General features: G+C 66.4%; 13 protein-coding genes. 2 read left to right on the plus strand and 11 right to left on the minus strand.

Annotated features, from left to right (window positions below; genetic code table 11):
- Positions 1 to 18: 18 nt before the first annotated feature.
- The 8 genes from nadD to N2L00_RS09705 all read right to left on the minus strand — a co-directional run bounded on the left by nadD (position 19) and on the right by N2L00_RS09705 (position 9,686).
- The gene (gene nadD, locus N2L00_RS09670) at positions 19 to 684 is read right to left on the minus strand and encodes a nicotinate-nucleotide adenylyltransferase (RefSeq protein ID WP_255766437.1); all 666 of its coding nucleotides are present in this window, start codon (positions 682 to 684) and stop codon (positions 19 to 21) included.
- A gap of 35 nt (positions 685 to 719) precedes the next feature.
- Positions 720 to 953: a hypothetical protein gene (locus tag N2L00_RS09675; RefSeq protein ID WP_227921083.1), complete on the minus strand. Its 234-nt coding sequence runs from the start codon at positions 951 to 953 to the stop codon at positions 720 to 722.
- A gap of 119 nt (positions 954 to 1,072) precedes the next feature.
- Positions 1,073 to 2,383, minus strand: a complete 1,311-nt coding sequence (locus tag N2L00_RS09680; RefSeq protein WP_255766438.1) for a glutamate-5-semialdehyde dehydrogenase — start codon at positions 2,381 to 2,383, stop codon at positions 1,073 to 1,075.
- Positions 2,380 to 3,594, minus strand: coding sequence for a glutamate 5-kinase (gene proB, locus N2L00_RS09685; RefSeq protein WP_255766440.1), 1,215 nt, complete (start codon positions 3,592 to 3,594; stop codon positions 2,380 to 2,382). The genes N2L00_RS09680 and proB overlap by 4 nt, the downstream gene beginning before the upstream one ends.
- Before the next feature lie 52 nt (positions 3,595 to 3,646).
- Complete coding sequence (gene obgE / locus N2L00_RS09690; protein ID WP_255766441.1) at positions 3,647 to 5,230, minus strand: GTPase ObgE; 1,584 nt, start codon at positions 5,228 to 5,230, stop codon at positions 3,647 to 3,649.
- Between the two features lie 107 nt (positions 5,231 to 5,337).
- A complete protein-coding gene (rpmA, locus tag N2L00_RS09695; RefSeq protein WP_104053918.1) occupies positions 5,338 to 5,601 on the minus strand; it encodes a 50S ribosomal protein L27 in 264 nt (87 codons plus the stop codon).
- An 84-nt stretch (positions 5,602 to 5,685) separates the two neighbouring features.
- Complete coding sequence (rplU, locus tag N2L00_RS09700) at positions 5,686 to 5,997, minus strand: 50S ribosomal protein L21 (protein ID WP_146361875.1); 312 nt, start codon at positions 5,995 to 5,997, stop codon at positions 5,686 to 5,688.
- Positions 5,998 to 6,368: 371 nt separating this feature from the next.
- The gene (locus N2L00_RS09705) at positions 6,369 to 9,686 is read right to left on the minus strand and encodes a ribonuclease E/G (RefSeq protein WP_255766442.1); all 3,318 of its coding nucleotides are present in this window, start codon (positions 9,684 to 9,686) and stop codon (positions 6,369 to 6,371) included.
- Positions 9,687 to 10,127: 441 nt separating this feature from the next.
- On the opposite strand from N2L00_RS09705, the gene N2L00_RS09710 reads away from it, so the two are divergent.
- Positions 10,128 to 10,787: a vitamin K epoxide reductase family protein gene (locus N2L00_RS09710; RefSeq protein WP_370647256.1), complete on the plus strand. Its 660-nt coding sequence runs from the start codon at positions 10,128 to 10,130 to the stop codon at positions 10,785 to 10,787.
- Between the two features lie 35 nt (positions 10,788 to 10,822).
- Here N2L00_RS09710 and N2L00_RS09715 read toward each other — a convergent pair whose 3' ends face one another.
- A complete protein-coding gene (locus N2L00_RS09715) occupies positions 10,823 to 11,461 on the minus strand; it encodes a CG0192-related protein (protein ID WP_255766443.1) in 639 nt (212 codons plus the stop codon).
- 126 nt (positions 11,462 to 11,587) lie between these two features.
- Between N2L00_RS09715 and N2L00_RS09720 the strand changes: the two genes are divergently transcribed.
- Positions 11,588 to 12,688 (plus strand): SDR family oxidoreductase, encoded by a 1,101-nt coding sequence (locus N2L00_RS09720; protein ID WP_255766444.1) that lies wholly within the window; start codon positions 11,588 to 11,590, stop codon positions 12,686 to 12,688.
- Between the two features lie 84 nt (positions 12,689 to 12,772).
- On the opposite strand, the gene ndk is transcribed toward N2L00_RS09720, so the two are convergent.
- The gene (gene ndk, locus N2L00_RS09725; RefSeq protein ID WP_227921063.1) at positions 12,773 to 13,189 is read right to left on the minus strand and encodes a nucleoside-diphosphate kinase; all 417 of its coding nucleotides are present in this window, start codon (positions 13,187 to 13,189) and stop codon (positions 12,773 to 12,775) included.
- Positions 13,190 to 13,228: 39 nt separating this feature from the next.
- Positions 13,229 to 13,705: a DUF4233 domain-containing protein gene (locus N2L00_RS09730; protein WP_255766445.1), complete on the minus strand. Its 477-nt coding sequence runs from the start codon at positions 13,703 to 13,705 to the stop codon at positions 13,229 to 13,231.
- Positions 13,706 to 13,715: the final 10 nt, after the last annotated feature.

Consider the following 13,715-nt stretch of genomic DNA (forward strand, 5'->3'; position numbering starts at 1 on the left):
CCCATCCGGTATGTGTATTTACGCTACTGGTTCTGTTTCGGTTTCCGCGGAGTTCGGAGCCTGCCTGTCGGCGGCGTACAAACGGTGCTTCGCGATGTACTGCACTACCCCGTCCGGGACGAGGTACCACACGGGGTTGCCTTCGGCCACGCGGCGCCGGCAATCGGTCGACGAAATCGCCATGGCCGGCACGTCCAACAGGAAGACGTCATCCCGGCCGACGTTCTCCAGAACGTGCCCCGGCCGCGTCACCCCCACGAACCGCGCCAGTGACCACAGCTCCTGGATGTCTTTCCAGGACAGGATCTGCGCCATGGCATCGGCGCCGGTAATGAAGAACAGGTCAGCCTCGGGCCTTGCCGTCTTCAAGTCACGCAGAGTATCAATGGTGTACGTAGGGCCCGGCCGGTCGATGTCGACGCGGCTCACCGTGAACCGCGGGTTCGATGCCGTAGCAATGACCGTCATCAGGTACCGGTGCTCGGCCGGACTCACCTGCTGGGCGGCCGGCTTATGCCACGGGTCGCCGGTGGGGACGAAAACCACTTCGTCCAGATCGAACGTGGACGCAACCTCACTCGCGGCAACCAGGTGGCCGTTATGAATGGGGTCGAACGTTCCACCCATGACTCCGAGGCGGAATCTGCGCTTTCCGTTGCTTTGTGTCCGCTGCGGTTCACCCATGGGGAAGAACGCCTCCGCTGACTCCACGTACGGGGTCAGTCCCGGATGGCCTGGCCGTGGTCATGCTTGTCGGGGAACTGGCGCTGGGGGTCAACGTGCTCCGGCTCGGCCGTGTGGCGGTTGCCCACATTGGAGAAGGACACCGTGATCAGCATCAGCAGCAGCAGCGCCGCAAAGATCACTCCGCCGTAGACGTACGGAGACGCCGGCAGTTCAACGTGGTGTTCTTCGGCAGCAGTAAACACGGCGCCCGTAAGCTGGATCAGCATGTATCTCCCCTAGAGATCGATAGGTTCCGCCGGGCAGCCGGCGGAACGGGTTCTTAGTCAATGGTACGCGTAACGGAGTGCACATCGCAGCCGGACCCGTCGCCGGGCGCTGGACGGAACTAGTCGCGGATCTGCCCGTCGCCCTGGATGATCCATTTCGTGGTGGTCAGTTCCCTGAGCCCCATGGGGCCGCGCGCATGCATTTTCTGCGTGGAAATGCCCACCTCGGCGCCGAGCCCGAGTTCGCCCCCGTCCGTGAACCTGGTGGAGGCATTGACAATCACCGCCGCGGAATCGATCTCCGCAATGAACCGCTCCGCATTGGCAAGGTCATTGGTGATGATCGCTTCAGTGTGTCCGGTGGTCCAGCGCCGAATGTGCTCCAGCGCGTCATCGAGCGTGTCCACTACCGCCACGGCCAGGTCCAGGTCCATGTACTCACGACCCCAGTCGCCGTCGTCGGCTTTTTCCGCGCTGACTCCGGCGGGCAGCAGTTCCATGGCGCGGGGGTCGGCGTGCAGGCGGACGCCGGCGGCAGCCAGCGCCGCCAGGACGTCGCGGGCAGCCGGAGCACCCTCGTGGATGAGCAGGGTCTCGACGGTATTGCAGACGCTGGGGCGCTGCGTCTTGGCGTTGAGCAGGATATCCACTGCCATCTCCACCGGCGCCGTCCGGTCCAGGTAGATGTGGACGTTGCCCTCCCCCGTCTCGATGACGGGCACGGTGGCGTTGGTGACGACGGACTGGATCAGGGAGCGGCCGCCGCGCGGAATCAGCACGTCCACCCGGCCCCGGGCCTTCATCAGGACGGTGGCGCCCTCACGGCCGTACTGGTCAACGCTCTGCACGGCATCGGCGGGCAGGCCCGCTTCCTCGAGGGAGTCACGGATGATCTCCACGAGGACGGCGTTGGTGTTCTCCGCGGCGCTGCCGCCGCGCAGGAGAACGGCATTGCCGCTTTTCAGCGCCAGTCCGGCAATATCGAGGGTGACGTTGGGGCGGGCCTCGTAGATCGCGGCCACCACGCCCATCGGAACATGCACCTGGCGCAGCCGCAGGCCGTTGGGCAGCGTCTGGCCGCGGGCTACGGATCCCACCGGATCCGGCAGCCCGGCCAGGTTCTCCAGCGCTGCGGCCAGCGCGGTGATGCGTGCCGGCGTCAGCGACAGCCGGTCCAGCATGGCCGCGGAGGTCCCGTTGTCCCGGCCTGCCGCCACATCGCGGGCGTTGGCCGCAAGGATGGCGGCCTGTTTCGCATTGACGTTCTGCGCAATCTGCCGCAGGGCGCGGTCCTTCCAGGCACGGTTGGCCCGCGCCAGGCGCCGGGCAGCCGCGCGGGAACGGTCGGCAAGGGCATGGACCTGGGCTTCCACGCCGTTGTCCGTGCCGGCAGGTTCCAGGTCAGCCTCTGTTGTGTTCACGGAAGTCATGACCCCAGTGTAGGCCCGGTGCCGGCATCCGGCGCGGGTGCCGGTGCTTCGTTGGGGTGCAGGAGAACGAGGTCGTTAACGTGGACCACCGCGCGTTCATAGCCGCGCCCCAGCTCGCGGGACAGTTCCCGGGTGGAGCGGCCGAGCATGGAGGGCAGCTCGTCCGAACCGTAGTTGGTCAGGCCATGGGCAATCACGCGGCCCGCGGTATCGGCCAGGGCAACGGCGTCACCGGGTTCGAACTGCCCCTTGACCGCAGTGATTCCTGCCGGCAGCAGCGAACGGTGCCGGTCCCCCACTGCCTTTGCGGCGCCGTCGTCGAGCACCAGGGTGCCTTGGATACGGGCGAGGTGGGCGAGCCACAGCAGGCGGATGGACCGGCGCCGGCCGCGGGTGGTGAACCAGGTGCCCACGTCTTCTCCGGCCAGCGCGGCGGCCGCGTTGGCCGTGGACGTGACCAGTGCCGGGATGCCCGATTCCGCGGCAATGGTGGCTGCTTCGACCTTGGTTGCCATCCCGCCCGTACCGACGCCGGCCCTGCCCACCTTGCCGATCCGCACGTCCGCCAGGTCCTTGGGACCGGTGACTTCGGGGATGCGGCGGGCACCCTCGGACGGCGGACCGTCGTAGAGGGCGTCGACGTCGGATAGCAGGATGAGCGCGTCGGCCTTCACGAGGTGCGCCACCAGGGCGGCCAGGCGGTCATTGTCGCCGAAGCGGATTTCGTGGCTGGCGACGGCGTCGTTCTCATTCACGATCGGCAGGACACCGAAGTTCAGCAGCCGTTCCATGGCCCGGTGCGCATTGGCGTGATGGGCGCGGCGCATCAGGTCCTCAATGGTGAGCAGCACCTGGCTGACGGTGACACCGTGCACACTGAACGCCTGCGTGTAACGCGCCATCAGCAGGCCCTGGCCCACGCTGGCGGCAGCCTGCTGGGAGGAAAGCTGCGCCGGACGCTTGGTGAGGCCCAGCGGCGCCAGCCCGGCGCTGATAGCGCCGGAGGAGACCAGGATGATCTCGGTTCCCTGCGCATGCCGGGCGGAAAGCACGTCGGCCAGGGACCGCAGGGCAGAGTCGGAGATCCCGCCCGCCACGGAGGTCAGGGACGAGGAACCTACCTTGACCACCACCCGGCGGGCCCGGGCAAGCCCGGAGCGGGAAGTCAACGCACGGCGGGCAGGAGAGGCGAATTCGATGTGTTCACTCATAACCTGCCCAGCCTATGCGCTGCGCCCCGTCCCTACCGGGAAGATGAAGGCGTTACTCCGCTTCGTTACCCTCGACGTCCGCAGGACGGGACGAGTGCTTGTAGTTCACGGACTCGGTCCAGATGCCTGCCTTGCGCTCGGCTTCGAGCTCGTCCCGGGCGGCAGCCCGGGCTTCCTTGCGCTTCTGGTGGTCGCCGCGCTTTTCCTCGCGGGTGGGGCGGGAGAAGTCTTCGACACGGATGTCGCTGCCACGCGGGGAGGCGGCAAGCAGTTCCGCACCGCCGATCATCGTGGGCTCCCAGTCGAAGACGACGCCGTCGCCCTCGCCGATGACCACGGCGTCACCGGGCTTGGCGCCTTCCTTGAACAGTTTCTCCTCCACGCCCAGCTTGGCCAGGCGGTCCGCCAGGTAGCCCACGGCTTCGTCATTGGTGAAGTCGGTCTGCTGGACCCAGCGAACCGGCTTCTCGCCCAGGACGCGGAAGAGCGGCTCAAGGTTGCGCTCCTCGCGGCGGATCAGGAAGCCGCCCTTGTAGTTGACGCCGCGCGGCTTCAGGACCGGCGGCTGGATGCGCGGCGGAGCCTTCTCCACGGCGTCCCGTGCTTCCTTGACGATGGCAGCCATGGCGAACCCGAGCTCACGCAGGCCTTCATGGCTGGACGCGGAAACCTCGAACACGCGGTAGCCGCGCTTCTCCAGTTCCGGCCGGACGAACTCGGCCATGTCGCGGCCGTCAGGAACGTCGACCTTGTTCAGTGCGACAAGGCGGGGACGGCGGTTCAGCGGCACGACGTCGCCGTCGGTGCCCGCGTAGCTCATGTCCACTTCGTACTTCTCGAGCTCGCGCTCAATGACTTCCAGGTCCCCAATGGGGTCCCGATCCGTTTCCAGTGCGGCACAATCCAGCACGTGCACCAGGGCGGCGCAGCGTTCCACGTGGCGCAGGAAGTTGTGGCCCAGGCCCTTGCCTTCCGAGGCGCCTTCAATCAGGCCGGGAACGTCGGCGACGGTAAAGCGCACGTCACCGGACTGGACAACGCCCAGGTTCGGGATCAGCGTGGTGAAGGGGTAGTCGGCGATCTTCGGCCGGGCCGCGGAGATGGCCGCAATCAGCGAGGACTTGCCGGCCGACGGGAAGCCGACCAGTGCAATGTCGGCGATGGACTTGAGCTCCAGGACAATGTCGGACTCTTCGCCGGGCACGCCCAGCAGCGCGAATCCGGGAGCCTTGCGCTTCTGTGAGGAAAGCGAGGAGTTGCCCAGGCCGCCCTGGCCGCCGGCGGCGGCGATGTACTCGGAGCCCTCCCCAACCAGGTCCGCCAGGACCTCGCCGGCCTTGTTCTTGACGACGGTGCCGTCCGGCACGGGGAGGATCAGCGTCTCGCCGGTCTTGCCCGCGCGCCAGTCGCCCATCCCGTTGCCGCCGTTGGTGGCATGCCGGTGCGGGGCGTGGTGGTAGTCCAGCAGGGTGGTGGTATTCGAGTCAACGCGCAGGATGACGTCGCCGCCGTCGCCGCCGTTGCCGCCGTCGGGCCCACCCAGGGGCTTGAACTTTTCACGCTTGACGGACACGCAACCATGGCCGCCTGTACCGCCCGAAACATGCAGCACTACGCGGTCTACAAAGCTGGCCATGGTTCTCCTTCAAAGGAACTTCTTGATCATGCCAATTCTACTTGGCTTAAAAAACGACGGGGCGGGCCATCAAGGCCCGCCCCGTCGGAAAAGCTAAATGCCGGTGATTACTCGGCGGCTGCAGCAGCCACGATGTTCACGACGCGGCGGCCACGACGGCTGCCGAATTCAACTGCGCCTGCTTCCAGGGCGAACAGGGTGTCGTCGCCTCCGCGGCCAACGCCCTCACCCGGGTGGAAGTGGGTGCCGCGCTGGCGAACGATGATTTCGCCTGCCTTGACAACCTGGCCGCCGAAACGCTTTACGCCGAGGTACTGGGCGTTGGAGTCGCGACCGTTGCGAGTGGAACTCGCACCTTTCTTATGTGCCATTTCTTTGCCTGCCTTTGCTAACTGATATTGAAACCCTCAGGCGGGATCACACCCGCGTTCCCGGCCCTGGGGCCGGCAGGAGAATCAGGAGTTGATGGACGTAACCTTGACCTTGGTCAGCGAGGAGCGGTAGCCCTGACGCTTCTTGTAGCCGGTCTTGTTCTTGAACTTCTGGATAACAATCTTCGGACCCCGGAAGTTCTCGACGATTTCTGCAGTCACGGTAACCTTGGCCAGGTCCTGTGCAGCAGAGGTGACCTTGTCGCCATCAACCAAAAGCAGGGCAGGCAGCTCAAAGGTGCTACCGGCTCCACCGGGGACGCGGTCCAGGGTTACGAGGTCTCCGACGGAAACCTTTTCTTGGCGGCCGCCAGCGCGGACAATCGCGTACACCACTTGGGAACTCACTTCTCTCGACGTTTAATACTTGGATGCGCATTTAGCTGGGACCAGATTGGGCCTGCCTTGCGCCATGCAGTTCCGCCTAAGCCGATAAACGGTTGGAAGGCGTTCGCACCGAAGTTCAAGGCTACGCTAATGGTCCTATAACCCGCAAATGCGGTGCCTGCACACGGTATATGCAGCCGTACATATGCACTCGGACCAAGGGCGCCACCGAACCGGTGCCACTGCTCGATCTCTACTTTATCCCATGATGCCGGTGTTCCGGGCATCGGCGCCACGGCGGGTCCATGGCACGGGCTTAAAAGCCTGCGGGCGGCCCGGCCCCTAAGGGACAGGCCGCCCGCAGGCAGTGGTACGCGGGCCTACAGCTCGGAGGCGGGTACGCCTACGCCAAGGATCACCGGAGCCGCAGCACCGGTCTTTTCCTCACGGGCAACCGGCGGCTTGCCGGCCGCCGTAACCGTATGCCGTGCCGGCGTGGAGGAAACTGCTTCCCCTGCTGCCGGTGCCAGGACCTCGGCGGCACCCTGCGGGCTGCTGGCTGCCCTGCGGCGGCGTGCCGGGCGGGCCGGTGCCTCCGGTGCGGATGCCTGCACTGCAGCCTGCCGGGTGGACTTCGGCTCCTGCGCCTGGGCAGCGGGCTCCGGATCGGCGGCCGGCTGCACGGGCTGGGACACGGCCGAGGCGACCTCGTTGAAGGCTTCGGTCAGGCTTTCGAGGGTCAGGACGGGTTCTTCCTTCACCTGGCGGCGCCTCTGGCGGCGGGGAACCACTACGGTTTCCCCCTGGATGTTCAGCACGGCCCCCGGCTCGGTGTCGGACTCATCATCGGCTGCCTCATTCGCGGCCGGTACCGACGATCCCGCGTCGCCGTTGGCGGCAGCGTCAACCACCTCGTGTGCGGCGGCGGTCGCAGCGGCAATGCTGGCCAAGGCCGCGCGGGCGGCTTCGGCCTTCGCCTGCCGCTCGGCGTCTTCCTGTACCGGTTCCTCAGCCTGCGGCTGCTCTTCCGCTGCCTGGACGTTGCCGTTCTGTCCGCGGCTGCGGTTGCGCTTACGGTCCCCGCGGGACTGCTTTTCCTGCTTGAGGTGCTGCTGGTGGTTATCATCGGCAACCGCGTGGCCGTTGCCGGCCGGCGTGTGGCTGGTGCTGCGGCGGTGCTCCACGGGTACGTCCTGCGTGACGACGCCGCGGCCGTCGCAGTGCTCGCAGGTCTCACCGAAGACCTCGAGCAGGCCGGTGCCCATGCGCTTGCGGGTCATCTGTACCAGGCCCAGCGAGGTAACCTCGGCGACCTGGTGCTTGGTACGGTCCCGGCCCAGGCACTCCACGAGACGGCGCAGCACCAGGTCGCGGTTGGCTTCAAGGACCATGTCGATGAAGTCGATGACGATGATGCCGCCGATGTCGCGCAGACGCAGCTGGCGGACCACTTCTTCGGCCGCTTCGAGGTTGTTCTTGGTGACGGTTTCTTCCAGGTTGCCGCCGCTGCCGGTGAACTTGCCCGTGTTGACGTCCACCACTGTCATGGCTTCGGTGCGGTCAATCACCAGGGAGCCGCCCGAAGGCAGGAACACCTTGCGGTCCAGCGCCTTAGCAATCTGCTCGTCGATGCGGTGCGCCGAGAAGATGTCCTCGTCCTTGGTCCACTTCTCGAGGCGTCCCACCAGGTCCGGAGCCACGTACGTGACATAGGCCTCGATGGTGTCCCAGGCCTCTTCACCGGAGACCACAAGCTTGGAGAAGTCCTCGTTGAAGACGTCGCGGACCACCTTGATGGTCAGGTCCGGTTCGCCGTACAGGAGTTCCGGCGGCAGCGTCTTGGTGGACGTGGACTTGGCTTCGATGTTCTCCCACTGGGCGCGGAGGCGGTTGATGTCATTCATCAACTCTTCCTCGCTGGCACCTTCAGCGGCAGTGCGCACAATGACCCCGGCGTTTTCCGGCAGGTGGTCCTTGAGGATCTTCTTGAGCCGGTTGCGTTCGACGTCGGGCAGCTTGCGTGAGATGCCGGTCATCGAACCACCCGGGACGTACACGAGGTAGCGGCCCGGCAGGGAAATCTGGCTGGTCAGGCGTGCACCCTTATGGCCCACCGGATCCTTGGTGACCTGCACCAGGACCGAATCGCCGGACTTCAGCGCCAGTTCAATACGGCGCGGCTGGCCGTCCAGGCCGGCGGCATCCCAGTTGACCTCGCCGGCGTACAGCACGGCGTTGCGTCCGCGGCCGATGTCCACGAAGGCGGCCTCCATGCTGGGCAGCACGTTCTGGACCTTGCCGACGTAGACGTTGCCGATCAGGGAGTCCTGCTGGGTGTTGGAGACAAAGTGCTCGGCGAGGACGCCGTCTTCCAGCACGCCTATCTGGATCCGCTCGTCACGCTGGCGCACAATCATCTGGCGGTCCACGGACTCACGGCGGGCCAGGAACTCAGCCTCGGTGATTACGTGGCGGCGCCGGCCCGACTCGCGGGACTCGCGGCGGCGCTGCTTCTTGGCTTCCAGCCGGGTCGACCCCTTGACGCTGGTCACGCGGTCCGAGACCGGAGCCTCGGCGTGGGCGCGCGGTGCACGCACCCGGGTGACGGTGTTGGGCGGATCATCGTCCGCTCCCCCGGTCAGTTCCAGATCGGCGTCCCCGCGGCGGCGCCGACGACGACGGCGGGAGGTTACACCGTCGGACTCGGAGTCCTCGGGGCCGGTCGCTGCTTCTTCTGCACCGGCTTCCTGCCCGTTTCCTGATTCCGAGCCCTGGCGGCTGCGGCCGCGGCGGGACCGGCGGCGGGACCGGCCGGAATCGTCGCTGCCCTCCGGCTCGTCTGTTTCTTCGGCTTCGGCGGGCTTGGCCACCGGCACGGAACGCACAGCGGTGAGGTCCGGGGCGTGGAACAGCACCGACGTGGGCGATTCCGGTACCGAGAACGGATCCAGCGCCGAGGTGGGGCCTGCGGCTTCAGCCTTTGCCGGCTCCTGGTCCTTGGCGGGGGACTCTTCCTTGGCGGGTGCTTCAGCCGCGGCGGGCAGCACAGGCTCGGCCGGGGTTTCGGCGGGTTCCGCAGCAGCGGACGCGGCCGACTCAGCCGAGCGTGCCGGGCCGGTCGGCGTGCTGGCGCGGCGGCGCGTCCGGGTTTTCGGTGCAGCGGCCGCTTCGGCAGCGGGTTCGGCAGTGTTGGTGGACTCCGGACCGGCAGCCAGCGTCACTTCGTCGGCAGCAGCGTTCTCAACGGCAACGGCATCCACGGCAGGCTTCTTGGCCGGGCTGCGGCGCCGGCGCACTGTCTTGGCGGGAGCTGCTTCAGCGGAGGCGGTTTCGGCAGCTGCGTCAGCGGAAACCGAGTCCGCAGCGGCGGAAGCGGTCTCGGCAACGGCCTCGGGGGTCTCTTCGGGCGGCATGACTGCTTCGGCGGCCGGTGCTGCCTTCTTACGGGGGGTGCGTGTGCGCTTGGGCTTCTCAGCGGCGGGCGCGGGGGTTTCCGGCTGGATGTCCGCCGCTGCCGTTTCGGCTTGCGGCGCCTCCGCTGCGGACTGCCCTGCGGGGGACGCAGCGGGGACAGACTTACGGCGGCTGCGGGTGGCCTTTTTTACGGGTGCCGGCTGCTCGCCCTGCTGCACGGGAAGATCCCCTGCCGCTGCGGTTTCCACAGGCAGTTCATTGGTTCCATTATTCTGATTAGTCATGTAGGCCTATGCTCCGGCCCTGCGGCACTGGCCACATTCCAATGCCCCAAGGCAATGTGTCGGCTGTGCGGTGGCATCGCAGCCTGCCCGCCAGCCGGAAGTCGTCTGGATGTCATTCGAGGTCGTGCCAGCTGTGGGGCGCGGTATCACTCGAAGACCAGCGGCGCTTTTCCTGCTACCCCTGCGGAACGGATAATTTTCGTTACGGCTGTTCTGGGTAGGTCTGGCCGGCGGATTCCCTGGTTCCCATCCGGATTGATGGGCCAACTACACGGGAAGCGTCACCGGCAGAACCGGAAGCCTGTCGCTGGACCGGCGACGGAATGTGGTTCCGTTGTCAGCCAAGCTTCATTATCGCATACGGCCGCCTTTTTGGCCCGTCCCTGCGCATAGACTCGACGCAGATAGTTACTTCCGACAGCTACTCCGTAAGGAGCTTCCGTGCCCTCCAGCGCAGCCCGTCCATCATCCGGCGCCACCCCGGACGAAGCCGCCGATCCCCGGGACCAGGCAGCCGCTGCCGTCCGTCCGGAACGCCGGTCCTTTGCCTGGACGCTCCTGGTCACCTCGGTAGTCGGTTGGGTCGCGTCCGGCATCCTCGTGATTGAACGCCTCCACGTGTACGCGGACGCCGACTACATCACCAGCTGCGACATCAGCCCGTGGGTCTCCTGCGGAACGGTGTTCCAGACCTGGCAGGCGGCCATCTTCGGCTTCCCCAACCCGCTGATCGGCATCGTGGCCTTCGCCGTCGTCATCACCACTGCCATGGGGCTGCTGGCGGGTGCCCGGTTCGCCCGCTGGTACTGGATCGGACTGCAGATCGGCGTCACCCTCGGCATGGTGTTCGTGGTCTGGCTGTGGAGCCAGGCACTGTTCGACATTTACGTGCTGTGCATCTACTGCATCGTGGTGTGGGCGGCCATGATTCCGCTGTTCGTCTTCACGACCATCCGCAACCTGACGGCCGGCACCATCCCGGCGCCGGCCGGCCTGGTCCGCTTCCTCACGGACTGGGCGTGGCCGATCGTCGTTCTCCTCTGGGTCGCGACGGCGGCGTCCATCTTCTTCCGGTTCCTGAACTCCTTCCTGGGCAGCTAGACCTCCCCCGGAGTCTCAGCGGCCTTGGGTTGAAGCTACCGTTCCAGCGGAAGCCCCCAGGCGAGCACCACCGGTATGTCCTGGCCCTCCCATGTGGCCGTCAGCGAGGGGTCCGGTGCCGTGCGTCCGTCCAGGTCCAGCAAGCGCACTACGGAGAACTCCCAGCCGCCCTCGGTCAGGACGGAGGTTGCCCAGCCCTCCGGATCGGAAGCAGGCGCATCAACCAGCCCGGCGCCGTCGGGCATCCCCGTGCTGCTGACCTGCACGGTTTCGGACAACAGCTCGCGTCCGCCGTCGCTTTCAAGGTACTGGGCGGCCTGCGGCTGCCGGGAAAGGAGTGCCGCTTCCAGGGCCCGGGCGTAGACCGGGTCGCCGAGCGCGTCGTAGACCCAGCGCCGCCCGAGCACCGAGTGCTCCATTTCGTTGATCAGGAATTCCTCCGCGCCGGCCAGCGGTGCGCCGCGGTAGGTCAGGGGCACCTGCAGCAGCAGTGAACCGGCTTCCACGATATGGGTTTCGATTCCCACCTCGCCCTCGGGGTCATCGAACCGGAAGGAAGCCACCTTCCGAGCCGTCACCGGTTCCGTTGAGGGAAACCACCAGGTGCCCGGCAACCAGCCGGAGATCAATTCCATTTTGCCCGGACGCAGCTCGGCGTCGTATATAAGTGCCATGGCCACAGCCTAGGCGACTTTCTCCGGAACCCGTGAGGAATTTCCCCCGCCGGTTCCCCGTTGGCCCAGAGGAAGGCGTGCGGAAGATTGCCCCGCAGCGCCGCATTTCGATCCATGAGGAGAACCATGCTCAGAACCACGCCCGCCCGCCCGGAAACTCCCCGCACCGCACTCGTTGCCGGCGCCACCGGAATCGCCGGAGCGGCCCTGGTGGACCTGCTCGCGAACGAGGGCTGGACCGTCCTGGCCTTGTCCCGGAAGGCCGGAAACCCCGACCCGGCGCGTCCCGGCGTCGTTCCGGTTGCAGCGGACCTCGGTTCCCCCGACAGCCTGGCAAAGGCGCTGGAAGGCGCCCGCCCCACGCATGTCTTCTTTACGTCCTGGTCCCGGCAGGAGACGGAGGCGGAGAACATTGCCGTCAATTCGGCCATGGTCCGGAACCTGCTCACCGCTCTGGCGGACGCTCCCCTGGAGCATGTGGCCCTGATGACCGGGCTCAAGCACTACATGGGGCCGTTCGAGGCGTACGGGGAGGGTCCCATGCCGGACACTCCCTTCTCCGAAGACGAGCCGCGCCTGCCGGTGGAGAACTTCTACTATGCGCAGGAAGACGAACTGATGGCAGCGGCCGAGCGGCAGGGCTTCGCCTGGTCGGTCCACCGTGCCCACACCGTGATCGGCTTCGCCGTCGGCAACGCCATGAACATGGGACAGACCCTTGCCGTGCAGGCGACACTCTGCCGCGAGCTGGGGATGCCGTTTATTTTCCCGGGTTCCGAAACCCAGTGGAATTCGGTCACCGACATGACCGACGCCGGCCTGCTTGCCGAGCACATGCTTTGGGCCGCTACGGATGGGCACACCGCCAATGAAGCCTTCAACGTGGTCAACGGCGACGTTTTCCGCTGGCGTTCCCTGTGGCCGCGCCTGGCCGCCGAGTTCGGGGTGGAACCCGTCGGTTTTGAGTCGGAGCCGCGTCCGCTGGAGGAGCAAATGGCCGGCATGTCCGAAGCCTGGGCGAAGATTGCCGCCGAGCACGGCCTGGCCGAGCCTGACCTCGGACGCCTGGCTTCCTGGTGGCACACCGATGCCGACCTTGGCCGGAAGGTCGAGGTACTCACGGATATGAGCAAGAGCCGGGTCGCCGGTTTCACGGGCTACCGCCGCACGGAGGATGCCTTCAAGGCGCTCTTTGCGCGGCTTCGGGCCGAAAACCTGATTCCCTAACGGGCGGGAAGCAGGCGGATTACACAGGAAGGGCCGGCACCAGTGATGGTGCCGGCCCTTCCTGCGTCCGGATGGACTGTGCTGTCAGTTGAACCAGATGCCGATTTCGCGGGCCGCCGATTCAGGCGAATCGGACCCGTGGACCAGGTTCTGCTGGACGGCGGAACCCCAGTCGCGGCCGAAGTCGCCGCGGATGGTGCCCGGTGCCGCCGTGGTGGGGTCGGTGGTGCCGGCCAGGGACCGGAAGCCTTCAATCACGCGCTGTCCTTCAAGGACCACCGCAACAATCGGCCCGCTGAGCATGAACTCGACCAGCGGCTCGTAGAACGGCTTGCCCTGGTGCTCGGCGTAGTGCTCTTCGAGGATGCCGCGAGTGGCTTCGGTCTTCTTCAGCTCGGCCACGGTGTAACCCTTGGCTTCGATCCGGGCCAGGATGGCTCCGGTGAGCCGGCGCTCGACGCCGTCGGGCTTGATCAGGACAAGTGTGCGCTCGGTGCTCACGGTGTATCTCCTTGGAACGATCGGATATCGGATCTAAGCCTAGTCGGTGCCGGCGGCGGTTTCGGGGCCGGCTGCCGCGTTGCCTTCCTCGGGATGGGCTTTCTCCCATTCGGCCTGCATCCGGTCCCGTTCGCGGTTTTCCCGGTCCAGGCGCATTCCGGCTTTGAGTCCGTACCACCAGGTCATGGCGAAGAGCACGCCGACGAGGAACATCATGGGTTCCAGGAATCCGCTGGCAATGATCACCAGCTGCAGGATCCACCCGATCAGCGGACCCGCCGGCTTGGAGAGCAGCGCACAGGTTCCGATCAGCGCCACTGCCAGCAGCAGTCCGCCGCTGAGCAGCAGCGGCGGGGAGATGCTGTCCCGGTGCAGCCCGAAGACCGCCAGCGTCCCGAACAGCACCACGAATGCTTCCAGTGTCAGCACCGTCGACGCGAACATTACCTTGACGGAGCGGCGCTTCTTGGGCATTCCCGGACGCCATTCGCGCTGCGCTTTGGTCAGTTTAGCCATGGCTGCGAAG

Source organism: Arthrobacter sp. zg-Y1171 (assembly GCF_025244845.1).
Classification (GTDB): domain Bacteria; phylum Actinomycetota; class Actinomycetes; order Actinomycetales; family Micrococcaceae; genus Arthrobacter_B.

Bases quoted from the DNA above. Each gene is read 5' to 3' on its own strand.
- nadD (WP_255766437.1), bottom strand. From the start codon at position 684: ATGGGTGAACCGCAGCGGACACAAAGCAACGGAAAGCGCAGATTCCGC.
- N2L00_RS09675 (WP_227921083.1), bottom strand. From the start codon at position 953: ATGCTGATCCAGCTTACGGGCGCCGTGTTTACTGCTGCCGAAGAACAC.
- N2L00_RS09680 (WP_255766438.1), bottom strand. From the start codon at position 2,383: ATGACTTCCGTGAACACAACAGAGGCTGACCTGGAACCTGCCGGCACG.
- proB (WP_255766440.1), bottom strand. From the start codon at position 3,594: ATGAGTGAACACATCGAATTCGCCTCTCCTGCCCGCCGTGCGTTGACT.
- obgE (WP_255766441.1), bottom strand. From the start codon at position 5,230: ATGGCCAGCTTTGTAGACCGCGTAGTGCTGCATGTTTCGGGCGGTACA.
- rpmA (WP_104053918.1), bottom strand. From the start codon at position 5,601: ATGGCACATAAGAAAGGTGCGAGTTCCACTCGCAACGGTCGCGACTCC.
- N2L00_RS09705 (WP_255766442.1), bottom strand. From the start codon at position 9,686: ATGACTAATCAGAATAATGGAACCAATGAACTGCCTGTGGAAACCGCA.
- N2L00_RS09715 (WP_255766443.1), bottom strand. From the start codon at position 11,461: ATGGCACTTATATACGACGCCGAGCTGCGTCCGGGCAAAATGGAATTG.
- N2L00_RS09720 (WP_255766444.1), top strand. From the start codon at position 11,588: ATGCTCAGAACCACGCCCGCCCGCCCGGAAACTCCCCGCACCGCACTC.
- N2L00_RS09730 (WP_255766445.1), bottom strand. From the start codon at position 13,705: ATGGCTAAACTGACCAAAGCGCAGCGCGAATGGCGTCCGGGAATGCCC.